The organism is Pseudomonas sp. LG1E9, assembly GCF_003290225.1.
GTDB lineage: Bacteria > Pseudomonadota > Gammaproteobacteria > Pseudomonadales > Pseudomonadaceae > Aquipseudomonas > Aquipseudomonas cyclaminis.
Window position 1 is genome coordinate 4,459,524 of the sequence record NZ_CP029983.1, and the last position, 12,200, is coordinate 4,471,723.

General features: G+C 61.6%; 12 protein-coding genes. 9 read left to right on the forward strand and 3 right to left on the reverse strand.

The features are described 5' to 3' along the window. Window positions 1-132 precede the first annotated feature (132 nt). Window positions 133-753 (reverse strand): TetR/AcrR family transcriptional regulator, encoded by a 621-nt coding sequence (locus DNK50_RS20260; RefSeq protein WP_099586628.1) that lies wholly within the window; start codon window positions 751-753, stop codon window positions 133-135. 116 nt (window positions 754-869) lie between these two features. On the opposite strand from DNK50_RS20260, the gene copC reads away from it, so the two are divergent. The 9 genes from copC to DNK50_RS20305 all read left to right on the forward strand — a co-directional run bounded on the left by copC (window position 870) and on the right by DNK50_RS20305 (window position 9,233). Beyond that, window positions 870-1,235 carry a copper homeostasis periplasmic binding protein CopC gene (gene copC / locus DNK50_RS20265; RefSeq protein WP_099586627.1) on the forward strand — a complete coding sequence of 122 codons (366 nt, stop codon included), beginning with the start codon at window positions 870-872 and terminating at the stop codon, window positions 1,233-1,235. 3 nt (window positions 1,236-1,238) lie between these two features. Beyond that, the gene (gene copD / locus DNK50_RS20270) at window positions 1,239-2,096 is read left to right on the forward strand and encodes a copper homeostasis membrane protein CopD (RefSeq protein WP_112196023.1); all 858 of its coding nucleotides are present in this window, start codon (window positions 1,239-1,241) and stop codon (window positions 2,094-2,096) included. 156 nt (window positions 2,097-2,252) lie between these two features. Next, complete coding sequence (locus tag DNK50_RS20275) at window positions 2,253-3,515, forward strand: OprD family porin (RefSeq protein WP_099586625.1); 1,263 nt, start codon at window positions 2,253-2,255, stop codon at window positions 3,513-3,515. Window positions 3,516-3,739: 224 nt separating this feature from the next. Then, on the forward strand, window positions 3,740-4,558 hold the full coding sequence (locus DNK50_RS20280; protein WP_099586624.1) for an NAD(P)-dependent oxidoreductase: 819 nt from the start codon (window positions 3,740-3,742) through the stop codon (window positions 4,556-4,558). A gap of 30 nt (window positions 4,559-4,588) precedes the next feature. After that, the gene (locus tag DNK50_RS20285) at window positions 4,589-5,464 is read left to right on the forward strand and encodes an SMP-30/gluconolactonase/LRE family protein (RefSeq protein ID WP_112196024.1); all 876 of its coding nucleotides are present in this window, start codon (window positions 4,589-4,591) and stop codon (window positions 5,462-5,464) included. A 55-nt stretch (window positions 5,465-5,519) separates the two neighbouring features. Then, window positions 5,520-6,482 (forward strand): TRAP transporter substrate-binding protein, encoded by a 963-nt coding sequence (locus tag DNK50_RS20290; protein ID WP_112196025.1) that lies wholly within the window; start codon window positions 5,520-5,522, stop codon window positions 6,480-6,482. Between the two features lie 63 nt (window positions 6,483-6,545). Further along, window positions 6,546-7,073 carry a TRAP transporter small permease gene (locus DNK50_RS20295; protein WP_099586621.1) on the forward strand — a complete coding sequence of 176 codons (528 nt, stop codon included), beginning with the start codon at window positions 6,546-6,548 and terminating at the stop codon, window positions 7,071-7,073. A 1-nt stretch (window position 7,074) separates the two neighbouring features. Then, window positions 7,075-8,355: a TRAP transporter large permease gene (locus DNK50_RS20300; RefSeq protein ID WP_112196026.1), complete on the forward strand. Its 1,281-nt coding sequence runs from the start codon at window positions 7,075-7,077 to the stop codon at window positions 8,353-8,355. Then, window positions 8,355-9,233, forward strand: coding sequence for an aldose 1-epimerase (locus DNK50_RS20305; protein ID WP_112196027.1), 879 nt, complete (start codon window positions 8,355-8,357; stop codon window positions 9,231-9,233). The genes DNK50_RS20300 and DNK50_RS20305 overlap by 1 nt, the downstream gene beginning before the upstream one ends. A 42-nt stretch (window positions 9,234-9,275) precedes the next feature. On the opposite strand, the gene DNK50_RS20310 is transcribed toward DNK50_RS20305, so the two are convergent. Both DNK50_RS20310 and DNK50_RS20315 read right to left on the reverse strand, forming a co-directional pair. Continuing rightward, complete coding sequence (locus tag DNK50_RS20310) at window positions 9,276-10,421, reverse strand: HlyD family secretion protein (RefSeq protein ID WP_099586618.1); 1,146 nt, start codon at window positions 10,419-10,421, stop codon at window positions 9,276-9,278. Next, on the reverse strand, window positions 10,418-12,061 hold the full coding sequence (locus DNK50_RS20315) for an MFS transporter (RefSeq protein WP_112196028.1): 1,644 nt from the start codon (window positions 12,059-12,061) through the stop codon (window positions 10,418-10,420). The genes DNK50_RS20310 and DNK50_RS20315 overlap by 4 nt, the downstream gene beginning before the upstream one ends. Window positions 12,062-12,200 lie beyond the last annotated feature (139 nt).

A 12,200-nucleotide genomic window follows, 5' to 3' on the forward strand; every position in this document is an offset into this window, starting at 1 on the left:
GCTGGGCTGCTGCGCAGCCCAGCGCGGGACAAGCCCGCTCACCACAACAGCCCGTTTGCCATAGATTCAGCATCCACGGAAAGTTGTGTAGATACCTATGCCCCGATAGGGCCATCAGCCTCACCACAAGACTCAAGGCTCCAACCCAATCCCGCGCAAAATCACACCCGTCACGGTCTGGATCGCTTTCTCAAACTGCAGGTCCGACAACGGCTGGTGATCATTCAGAATCTTCACCTGATGGTCAAAGTCGGCATAGTGCTGGGTCGAAGCCCAGATCATGTACAGCAGGCTCGACGGCTCCACCGGCAGGATGCGTTTGTCTTCCACCCATTGACGAATTTTCGCTTCCTTCATCTTGGCCCAGTCGTACAGGCTTTCGTCCAGCGCCTCACCGAGTGTCGGCGCGCCGTGGATGATTTCGTTGGCCCAGACCTTGGAGCCATACGGCCGTGTGCGTGAGCGCTGCATCTTGGCGCGGATGTAGCTGCTGAGCACCACCCGTGGGTCATCGAAGGTTTCGAAGCTCAGGGCATCCTGTTTCCACACGTCCAGCAGGTCGAACAGCACGGCGCTGTACAGCTCGCTTTTGGTGGTGAAGTAGTAATGCAGGTTCGAGCGCGGCAGTTGCGCTTCTTCGGCGATGTCGGCCATGGCGGTGCTGCCGTAGCCTTTCTCGGCGAAGACTTTCTCCGCCGCCAGCAGGATTTTTTCGACGTTGGCCCTACGAATTCCGATCTTGTGATTGCCCATAAGGGCTCCCTGACAAAGACATACGCCAAAGACTACCACCCGCTCTAGATCGGGGCGACAGGCCAAGCCGAAACTTCGTACACTGCCCGCTCCTACCCATTGATTGGTATTGAACAATGTTGATCAAGAAAACCCTCACCACCGTCGCCCTGCTCGCATCCCTGCTGGGCGCCTCGGCGGCGTTCGCCCATGCTCACCTCAAAAGCTCCACGCCGGCGGCAGACAGCACGGTGACAGCCCCCGCCGATCTGCGCCTGACCTTCAGCGAAGGCATCGAGGCGACCTTCACCAAGGTGTCCCTGAGCAAGGACGGTACCGAAATCGCGATCAAGGGCCTGGACACCGAAGGCACCGACAAGAAAGTCCTGGTGGTCACCCCGGCCGCACCACTCGCGGCCGGCAACTACAAAGTGGTGTGGAATGCCGTGTCGGTCGACACCCACAAGAGCAACGGCGAATACAGCTTCAAGGTTGGCCAGTAATCCATGGCGACCCTGCTGGTGCTGTGCCGCTTTGTGCATTTCATCGTCGTGTTGCTGATGTTCGGGGCCTGCGCGTTCAGGCCCTGGCTCCTCGGCGCTGAACCGCAGCCGGTGCTGGACCGGCAATTGCTGCGCATAACCCGTGGGCTGGCATGGACGGCCCTCGCGTCGGGGGCGATCTGGTTACTGTTGATTACTGTCAGCATGGCGGGCTCATGGTCGGCGGCGCTGCAACCGTCGACGGTGCAGTTGGTGCTGGGCAAGACCTTTTTTGGCCAGGTGTGGACCTGGCATCTGATCGTGAACGGCTTACTGATCATCAGCCTGATGATCCCGTGGAGGGCCCCTCGCCTGCCGCTGATCACGCTGTTGCTGATAACCCTGGCCCCGGTCGGCCATGGCGCCATGCTCGATGGGCTGAGCGGGCAGTTGTTGATCCTCAACCAGGTGGTCCATCTGATGTGTGTGGGCGCGTGGTTGGGCGGGCTGTTGCTGCTGGTCTTGATCCTCAGGCAATCACAGCGTTTTGAGTTGGCGCCCGTCCTGCGTCGTTTCAGTGGCGTGGGTTACGGCCTGGTCGCGGGCTTGCTGGTGACCGGCCTGATCAATGTGCGCGTCCTGACCGGGCAGTTGTGGCCCACGCCGTTGTTCAGTGGTTTTGCCCTGATTCTGTTGATCAAGGTGATGCTGGTGCTGGGGATGTTGGCGCTGGCGTTGCTGAACCGCTTACGCCTTGATAGCTGCGAACAACGGCTGGGCAGCTTGAGGGCCAGCGTGATGCTGGAATGGCTGCTGGGTGTTTGCGCAGTGGCCGCCGTTTCACTCCTGGGCACCTTGCCGCCGATGCTGCTGGCTGGCTGAAACGACATTGACTCTGCCCGCTTTAGGTCGGCACCCTCGTTGTCATCGTATAACTTCCCCTTGACACCTCGGGAAATCCCCGCAAATATCCGCTCCAATGTTGTACGACGACGTATAACAAATAATAAAAACAACAAACAGAAAGGGAGCATCACTGTGAGTCAATTCGCCCGCAATTCGTCTGCGCGTCTCGGTCTTATCGGACTCGGCAGCCTGGCCTTCACCCTCCCACTCACTGTCCAGGCCGAAGGGTTTGTCGACGACGCCAAGGCCACGCTCAACCTGCGCAACGCCTATTTCAACCGTAACTTCACCAACCCGGCGAACGCTCAGGGCAAGGCCGAAGAGTGGACGCAGAGTTTCATTCTCGATGCCAAGTCGGGCTTTACCCAAGGCACCGTGGGCTTCGGTCTTGATGTGTTGGGCCTCTATTCCCAGAAGCTCGACGGCGGTAAAGGCACCGGTGGCACGCAGTTGTTGCCGATCCATGATGACGGTCGCCCTGCGGATAATTTCGGGCGCCTGGGTGTGGCGTTGAAAACCCGGCTGTCGAAGACCGAGTTGAAGGTCGGCGAATGGATGCCGGTGCTGCCGATCCTGCGTTCCGACGACGGGCGCTCCCTGCCCCAGACCTTTCGCGGCGGCCAAGTGACGTCCAACGAGATCGCCGGCCTGACCCTTTACGGCGGCCAGTTCCGTGGCAACAGCCCGCGCAACGACGCGAGCATGGAAGACATGTTCATGAACGGCAAAGCGGCGTTCACCTCCGACCGCTTCAACTTCGGCGGCGGCGAATACAGCTTCAATGACAAGCGCACCCAGGTCGGCCTGTGGTACGCCGAACTGAGCGATATCTACCAGCAACGCTACGTCAACCTCACGCACAGCCAGCCTGTAGGCGACTGGACCCTGGGCGCCAACCTCGGCTTTTTCAGCGGCAAGGAAGACGGCAGCGCCCTGGCCGGCGACCTCGACAACAAGACCACCTTCGCCCTGCTTTCGGCCAAATACGGCGGCAACACCTTCTATGTGGGCCTGCAAAAACTCACCGGCGACAGCGTATGGATGCGCGTCAACGGCACCAGCGGCGGCACCCTGGCCAACGACAGTTACAACGCCAGCTATGACAACGCCAAGGAGAAATCCTGGCAGGTGCGCCATGACTTCAACTTCGTGGCGCTCGGCGTGCCGGGGCTGACCCTGATGAACCGCTATATCAGCGGCAGCAACGTACACACCGGCGCGATCACCGACGGCAAGGAGTGGGGACGCGAGTCGGAGCTGGCCTACACCGTGCAGAGCGGCGCGCTGAAGAACCTCAACGTGAAGTGGCGCAACTCGACCATGCGTCGGGATTTCAGCACCAACGAGTTTGATGAGAACCGGATCTTTATCAGCTATCCAATCTCGCTGTTGTAGAACACAGCCTCCCAGCCCCAGGAAATCCCCGGTGGGAGGGGGTTCGCTCCTGATGGCGGTGGGTCACTAACAGATGCACTCACTGGCATGCCCTCATCGAGGGCAAGCCCTCTCCCACATTTTACTCCGCGCTCTGTCCGCAAGAACGTTGACAACCTGGGGACTCCCTAACAATACTTCGACATAGTCATACGACAACCTACAACAAAAAATCTGGAATCCCCATGACCACGACCACCCACGCTCCTTTCAACCGCCTGCTCCTCACCGGCGCCGCCGGCGGCCTTGGCAAAGTCCTGCGCGAGCGCCTGCGCCCCTACGCACATGTCCTGCGCCTGTCCGATATCGCGGCCATGGCCCCGGCTGCCGATGCTTCGGAAGAAGTCCAGCCCTGCGACCTCGCCGACAAACAAGCCGTGCATCACTTGGTGGAAGGCGTCGACGCCATCCTGCACTTCGGCGGAGTCTCGGTAGAGCGTCCTTTTGAAGAGATCCTCGGTGCCAACATCAGTGGCACCTTTCATATCTACGAAGCCGCCCGTCGCCATGGCGTCAAACGTGTGATCTTTGCCAGCTCCAACCACGTGATCGGTTTCTACAAACAGACCGAAACCATCGACGCCCACTCGCCACGCCGCCCGGACAGCTACTACGGCCTGTCCAAATCCTACGGCGAAGACATGGCCAGTTTCTACTTCGACCGCTATGGCATCGAGACTGTGAGCATCCGCATCGGCTCGTCGTTCCCGGAGCCGCAGAACCGCCGGATGATGCACACCTGGCTTAGCTTCGACGACCTCACCCAACTGCTCGAACGCGCGCTGTACACGCCGAACGTCGGCCACACCGTGGTCTACGGCATGTCGGATAACCAGGGCACCTGGTGGGACAACCGCCACGCCGCGCACCTGGGGTTTGCGCCCAAGGACACGTCCGAAGTGTTCCGCGCCCAGGTCGAAGCCCAGCCGCCCGTGGCTGCCGATGACCCGGCCAAGGTCTATCAGGGCGGCGCGTTCTGCGCGGCCGGGCCGTTCGGTGACTGAGTTCACATCAACCCAAGGGAATGAGTTGCCATGACTGCTGATTTGATCGTCGACGCCCGCAATGCCGTGGGCGAATGCCCGGTGTGGGTGCCTGAAGAAAACGCGCTGTACTGGGTGGACATTCCCAACGGCGGCCTGCAGCGCTGGAGCGCCAGCAGCGGCCATGTCGCGGCGTGGAAAGCCCCGCAGATGCTCGCCTGTATCGCCCGCACCACGGCGGGCAATTGGGTCGCGGGCATGGAAACCGGCTTTTTCCAACTTACCGCACACAATGACGGCAGCCTCGACACCACGTCTCTGGCCAGTGTCGAACACCCGCGCCCGGACATGCGCCTCAACGACGGCCGCTGTGACCGCCAGGGCCGCTTCTGGGCCGGCAGCATGGTGTTGAACATGGGCCTGAATGCGGCCGAGGGCATCCTCTACCGCTACGCGTCAGGCTCAGCGCCTCATGCTCAATTGGATGGGTTTATCACCCTCAACGGCCTGGCCTTCAGCCCCGACGGCCGCACGATGTACGCCTCGGACTCGCACCCGCTGGTGCAACAGATCTGGGCCTTCGACTACGACATCGACACCGGCACGCCGTCCAATCGCCGCGTGTTTGTGGACATGCACAACCACCTCGGCCGCCCGGACGGCGCAGCGGTGGACGCAGATGGCTGCTACTGGATCTGCGCCAACGACGCCGGCTTGATCCACCGCTTCACCCCGGACGGTCGCCTGGATCGCTCCCTAAGCGTTCCGGTGAAAAAACCCACCATGTGCGCCTTCGGCGGCAGTCGCCTGGACACGTTGTTCGTTACCTCGATCCGTGATGATCAAAGTGAACAGTCGATGGCCGGCGGTGTGTTCGCCCTCAACCCCGGCGTCACCGGTTTGCCGGAGCCCAGCTTCACCCTCTAGCTGCATCGCTGTGCCTTGAATACAACAATAAAATAACAAGACAGGAGTGACCCCCATGGACTTCAAACGCACCTTGCTCGCCGCCGCAGTGTTCACCCTCAGCAGCGCCGCCCACGCGCTGGAAATCAAATTCGCCGACATCCACCCCGCCGGCTACCCCACCGTGGTCGCCGAAGAGAACATGGGCAAGGCCCTGACCAAGGAAAGCAACGGCGAACTGACCTTCAAATATTTCCCCGGCGGCGTGCTGGGCTCCGAGAAAGAAGTGGTCGAACAGGCCCAGGTCGGCGCCGTGCAGATGACCCGCGTCAGCCTCGGCATCGTCGGGCCGGTGGTGCCGGACGTGAACGTGTTCAACCTGCCGTTCGTGTTCCGTGACCAGGCGCATATGCGCAAGGTCATCGACGGCGAGATCGGCGATGAGATCCTCGCGAAGATCACCGACTCCGAGTTCGGCCTGATGGCCCTGGCCTGGATGGACGGCGGCACGCGCAACCTCTACACCAAGAAACCCGTGCGCAAGATCGAAGACCTCAAGGGCATGAAAATCCGCGTGCAGGGCAACCCGTTATTCATCGACGCGTTCAACGCCATGGGCGCCAATGGCATTGCCATGGACACCGGCGAGATCTTCAGCGCCTTGCAGACCGGGGTCATCGACGGCGCGGAGAACAACCCGCCGACCATGCTTGAGCACAACCACTTCCAGAACGCCAAGTACTACACCCTCACCGAACACCTGATCCTGCCCGAGCCCATCGTGATGTCGAAAATCACCTGGAACAAACTCACCCCCGCCCAGCAGGACATGGTGAAAAAAGCCGCCAAGGCCGCCCAGGCCGATGAGCGCGTGCTGTGGGACGCCAAGTCCGCCAGCAGTGAGGAAAAACTCAAGAAGGCCGGTGTCGAGTTCATCACCGTCGACAAAAAGCCCTTCTATGACGCCACCGCAGAGGTACGTGCCAAGTACGGCGCGCCGTACGCCGACATCATCAAGCGTATCGACGCCGTTCAGTAACGCCCTCCTCCCTGACAAGGCCTGGCGTGGTCGGCATCGACGCGCCCGGTTACGGTGAACGCCATGAAGAATCTGCTGCTGCGCATCAACGACCGCATCTACATGACCTGCATCTGGGTCGCCGGCCTCGCGGTCCTCGGGGTCGCACTGATCATCCCTTGGGGCATCTTCGCCCGCTACATCCTTGGCACCGGCTCAAGCTGGCCGGAGCCCACCGCCATCCTGTTGATGCTGGTGTTCACTTTTATCGGCGCGGCCGCCAGTTACCGTGCCGGTGCGCACATGTCGGTGGCGATGGTCACTGACCGCCTGCCGCCCACCCAACGCCGAATCGTCGGCATTTTTTCGCAACTGCTGATGGCGACCATCTGCCTGTTCATGACCATTTGGGGCACCAAGCTGTGCCTGTCCACCTGGAACCAGTTCATGAGCGCCATCCCCACCCTGCGCGTGGGCATCACCTATATGCCGATCCCCATCGGTGGCGTGCTGACCCTGGTTTTTGTGCTGGAAAAACTCCTGCTCGGTGACCAGAGCAACCGGCGCGTGGTGCGTTTTGACCTGGTTGAAGAAAGCGAAGGGGCTGCCTGATATGGACGCATTGATTCTGCTGGGCAGCTTTATCGCCTTGATCCTGATCGGCATGCCGGTGGCCTACGCCCTGGGCTTGTCGGCGCTGATTGGCGCGTGGTGGATCGACATCCCGTTCCAGGCCCTGATGATTCAGGTGGCCGGCGGCGTGAACAAGTTTTCGCTGATGGCCATTCCGTTCTTTGTGCTGGCGGGGGCGATCATGGCCGAGGGCGGCATGTCGCGCCGGCTGGTGGCGTTTGCCGGGGTGCTGGTGGGCTTTGTGCGCGGCGGCCTGTCCTTGGTCAACATCATGGCCTCAACATTTTTCGGCGCGATCTCCGGTTCGTCGGTGGCGGACACCGCCTCGGTGGGCTCGGTGCTGATTCCGGAAATGGAACGCCGTGGCTACCCACGGGAATTTGCCACGGCGGTGACCGTCAGCGGCTCGGTGCAGGCCTTGCTCACCCCGCCCAGCCACAACTCGGTGCTCTACTCCCTGGCGGCAGGCGGCACCGTGTCCATCGCCTCGCTGTTCATGGCCGGCGTGGTGCCGGGGCTGATGATGAGCGCGTGCCTGATGGTGCTGTGCCTGATTTTCGCGAAGAAACGCAACTACCCCAAAGGCGAAGTCATCCCGTTGAAGCAAGCGCTGAAGATCGCCGGCGAAGCGCTCTGGGGCATGATGGCCATGGTGATCATCCTCGGCGGCATCCTGTCGGGCATCTTCACGGCCACCGAGTCCGCCGCGATTGCGGTGCTGTGGGCATTCTTCGTGACCATGTTCATCTACCGCGACTACAAGTGGAATGAACTGCCCAAGCTGATGCACCGCACGGTGCGCACGATTTCCATCGTGATGATCCTGATCGCCTTCGCCGCCAGCTTCGGCTACATCATGACCCTGATGCAGATCCCGGCGAAAATCACCACGCTGTTCCTGACCCTGTCGGACAACCGCTATGTGATCCTGATGTGCATCAACGCCATGCTGCTGTTGCTCGGCACGGTGATGGACATGGCGCCACTGATCCTGATCCTCACGCCGATCCTGTTGCCGGTGGTGCTCAATATCGGCGTCGACCCTGTGCACTTCGGCATGATCATGCTGGTGAACCTGGGCATCGGCCTGATCACCCCGCCGGTGGGCGCGGTGCTGTTTGTCGGCGCGGCAGTGGGCAAGACCACGATCGAGAAAACCGTGAAGGCGCTGCTGCCGTTTTATGCGGTGCTGTTCCTGGTGCTGATCGCCGTCACTTACATCCCGGCGTTGTCGCTGTGGCTGCCGAGCGTGGTGCTGTAATGATTGAGCTTGAAGATGACCTGACCCACCTCAGCCTTGACCCGGCCGTGGGCGGCAGCCTCGTCAACTGGACCGTGCGCGCCAGCGGGCATCCGCTGTTGCGGCCTAACGACCCGCGCAGCGAGCTGCCTGGAAAGCTGGGGTGTTACCCGTTGGTGCCTTGGTCCAACCGCATTGCCAATGGAGGGTTCGAGACCCCCGACGGCTGGCTGGCCCTGACGCCCAACAGCCCGAGCGATCCCTTTCCGATTCACGGCTCGGCCTGGCAGCAGCCGTGGCACGTCGTCAGTCAAACGGCGCAGGAAGTGGTGTTGGAGCTGCGGTGTGAAACGCCGTTCGCCTACCGCGCCGAGCAGCGGATCCGGTTGAGCAACGGCGAACTGAGCATCGCATTGCGCGTGACCCATCTGGCCGAAAAAGCGGCGTGGCATGGGCTTGGGCTGCATCCCTACTTCCCGCGCCGGCCTCACACACGGTTGCAGGCTTCGGCGGCGCAGGTGTGGTTGAGTGACGGCACAAAGTTGCCGACAGGCTTGGCGGCGGTGCCGCCCGAGTGGGATTTTCGGGTATTGAACGAGTTGCCTGAAAGTCTCGTGGACAACGGCTTTTGCCAGTGGGACGGGCACTGCCGAATTGAACAGCCAGAGCTGGGCTATACGCTGGTATGCCAGGCCACCGGCGCCGATTACTTCCTGCTGTATTGCCCGCCGGGGTTGGGGTTCTTTTGCATTGAACCGGTGAGTCACCCGGTGAATGCTCATCACCTGCCGGGGCGACCGGGCCTGAAACTGCTGGAACACAATCAGTCGGTCCAACTCAATTTCAACCTGAAATACATTCAAAATGTGGGAGGGGGCTTGCCCCCGATGGCGGCCTGACAGCCCCCTCCCACAGTTTTGATTGGTGTTGTGTCAGTGATGTCAGGGTGGAGAGTTTTTCAGACGCCCAGCCGTATCGATACTCACGACAACCGACAACCCAGGCCGCAGCCGCTCACTCTCGGCCTGATCCGGGTCCACGGTAATCCTCACCGGCACCCGCTGGGCAATCTTCACAAAGTTGCCCGTCGCGTTGTCCGCCTGCAACAGGCTGAACTCCGACCCTGTCGCCGGGGAAATATGCTGCACCGTGCCGTGAAACCTGCGGTGGTTCAGCGCATCCACGGTGAAGGTCACCGGTTGGCCGACCTGCACGTTGTCCATCTGGGTTTCTTTCATATTGGCGATCACCCACAGCTGTTTCGGCACCAGGGCCATCAGTTGCGCGCCGGAGTTGACGTAGGCCCCCAGACGTACGCCAATCTGGCCCAACTGGCCGTCGCGGGGCGCCGTAATGCGTGTGTTGGAGAGGTCGATCCGCGCCAGTTCGACCGCCGCATCGGCACTCGCCACCGCCGCCTCCAAAGAACCGCGATTGACGATCACCGTCTGCAAATCCTGGCGCGCGATTTCCAGGCTGGCCTGGGCTTGGGCGACGGCGGCAACCGTCTGTGCATTGGCCGCACGGGTCACGTCCAGCTCGCGCCGGGACACCGAACCGTCGCTGATCAGCTCCTCGTTGCGTCGCAGATCCGCCGTGCTTTTACGCGCCTGGGCCTGGCTATCCACCAGCGCAGCCTGGCGCAACTTGATGGTCGCTTCGGCACTGTTGCGCTGCTGCACCACATTGGCCAGCGCGGCTTTCTGCACCGCCAGTTGCGCCAGGGCCTGGTCCAGGCGCTGTTTGTAGATACGATCATCCAGGCGCACCAACAGGTCGCCAGCCTTGACGTACTGGAAGTCCTGCACCGGCACTTCGAACACATAGCCGCTGAGTTGCGGGCCGATGATCGTCACCTGGCCGCGTACCAGGGCGTTTTCAGTGGTTTCCACCGCGCTGCTGAACGGCGGCAATTGCCAGGCGTAGAGCACGATCAACACGCCGACGATGGCAATCGCGGCAAACCCCAGGGACGACAGGATGCGCACCCGCAGTGGCCGCAGCTCGGTGGGTACGGCGCCGGGCGGCGTGCTGCCTTCCGGGGTGGAGGCGATGGCGGTGGTGGTGGTCGTTGATGGTTCGGTCATGAAGGTGCGCCGCTGGGTTGAACGGGAGGGGCTGCTTGAGTGGTACTCATCAGCCACAGACTGCGGATAAAGATCCAGAGCATGGTCAGGATCGCGATGATCGCGATCAGCATGAAGACATCGTTGTAGGCCATGACATTCGCTTCGCGCGTCGCCGCCGTGGCCAGGCTGCGAATGCCCATGAGGTTGCGCAGTTCCGGGTCGGCGACAATGCCACCGTAGGCCGAACCACCGCTCTGCACCCGCGCGGCCACACGCGGGTCAAGCAAGGTCAGGTGTTCGACAATCATGCTGGAGTGGAACTTCTCGCGCACGATTTGGAACGTGCCCAGCAGCGCCGCGCCAATCAGGCCGCCGAGGTTCTGGCAAATACCGAACATCACCGAAAAACTCACCAGGTTGCGTGGGTTGGTCAGTACGTTCTTGGTGCCCAGCACCATGGTCGGCCCCAGGAAAAACGTGCCGCCAAAGCCCAGCAGGAACTGGCTGACATACAGGTTCTGGGGCCGGGTCAGGTTGCTGGAGAAACTGTCCATCACCGAGCCCACGGCCATCAGCGCCAGGGAAATCACCAGCGGCATCAGCAGGTGCGCCGGGTTGATGGTCAACGCGCTGACCACCAGCCCGCTGATCGCGCCGGCCAGCATCACGACATACAGGGTGTGCATCTGCTGGTAACTCATATTGAGCATCTGCATAAAGCCCACCGCACCGGTGGACTGCTCGGACAGCACCATGCGAATCAGGATCACCGCCAAGGCCAGCCGGATCATGGTGCCGCTGCCCAGCCAGCGGGTCATCAGCATCGGGTTGGCGCGGTTATGCTCGATGGCCAGGCCGGCCATGATCAACACCAGGGAACAGGCCGAGGCGACGCCGATCCACGGCGCTTCCAGCCACCAGTCGATACGCCCCAGCGACAGCACCGCACAGAGCAAGGCCACGCCGGTGGCGAGGATGCCAAAGGTCAGGAAGTCGAGTTTTTCGAAAGTTTTGAAACGGTCGCCGGGCGGCAACTTGAGCAGGAATACACAGCCCAGGCAGATCAGCGCCATGCCCAATTCAAACAGGTACAAGCCGCGCCATTCGGCGATTTGCAGCAAGTCTTCGGAGAACAACCGCGCCAGCGGCAACGCCAACTGCGCCGTACCCAGGCCCAGCACCAGGGCTTTGAGCCGCCACTTGGCCGGGAACGCCTGGATCATGTAGTACAAACCCAACGAACTCAGCGCCGCGCCCACCATCCCGTGGGCTGCGCGTACCGCGATGGCCGAGCTGAGGTCATTGACGAACAAATGGCCAAAGGTCACCAGCGCGTACAACACCAGGAACACTTCGGTGAACACCCGCAGGCCGAACTGCTGGCGGAACTTCACCAGCAGCAGGTTCATGCACACGTTGGTCATCACATAGGCGGCGGGCAGCCAGGCCATTTCCGCCGTGGTCGCACCGAGCGCGCCTTGCAGGTATTGCAGGTTGGCGATGACCAGGGCGTTACCCAGGCCACCGGTGATGGCGACCAGCACACCGACCAGCGCATACAGCCAGCGCTTGTGCGTGGGGTGCCACGGCGTCGACGGCGAACCGGGCAGGCTCGGGCGCTCGTGGGGTTCCCAGGTGTGGGGGGTGTATTTGTCCATTCGATGACCTAGATGGGCCGACGGGGTCGGCGGGTGAAACCAGTACTCAGAGTAGTAAACCTGAGTGGGGTTCATCTTGCCATCTTGGGGGGTGGTTGGGGGCTTCGGTGGTGGTGGTCAAGGATGTAAGAGCCAGATC

Excerpts from the sequence above, each read along its gene's own strand:
- DNK50_RS20315 (WP_112196028.1), bottom strand. The coding sequence starts at position 12,061 with ATGGACAAATACACCCCCCACACCTGGGAACCCCACGAGCGCCCGAGC.
- DNK50_RS20290 (WP_112196025.1), top strand. The coding sequence starts at position 5,520 with ATGGACTTCAAACGCACCTTGCTCGCCGCCGCAGTGTTCACCCTCAGC.
- DNK50_RS20305 (WP_112196027.1), top strand. The coding sequence starts at position 8,355 with ATGATTGAGCTTGAAGATGACCTGACCCACCTCAGCCTTGACCCGGCC.
- copD (WP_112196023.1), top strand. The coding sequence starts at position 1,239 with ATGGCGACCCTGCTGGTGCTGTGCCGCTTTGTGCATTTCATCGTCGTG.
- DNK50_RS20260 (WP_099586628.1), bottom strand. The coding sequence starts at position 753 with ATGGGCAATCACAAGATCGGAATTCGTAGGGCCAACGTCGAAAAAATC.
- DNK50_RS20300 (WP_112196026.1), top strand. The coding sequence starts at position 7,075 with ATGGACGCATTGATTCTGCTGGGCAGCTTTATCGCCTTGATCCTGATC.
- DNK50_RS20280 (WP_099586624.1), top strand. The coding sequence starts at position 3,740 with ATGACCACGACCACCCACGCTCCTTTCAACCGCCTGCTCCTCACCGGC.
- DNK50_RS20285 (WP_112196024.1), top strand. The coding sequence starts at position 4,589 with ATGACTGCTGATTTGATCGTCGACGCCCGCAATGCCGTGGGCGAATGC.
- DNK50_RS20295 (WP_099586621.1), top strand. The coding sequence starts at position 6,546 with ATGAAGAATCTGCTGCTGCGCATCAACGACCGCATCTACATGACCTGC.
- DNK50_RS20310 (WP_099586618.1), bottom strand. The coding sequence starts at position 10,421 with ATGACCGAACCATCAACGACCACCACCACCGCCATCGCCTCCACCCCG.
- copC (WP_099586627.1), top strand. The coding sequence starts at position 870 with ATGTTGATCAAGAAAACCCTCACCACCGTCGCCCTGCTCGCATCCCTG.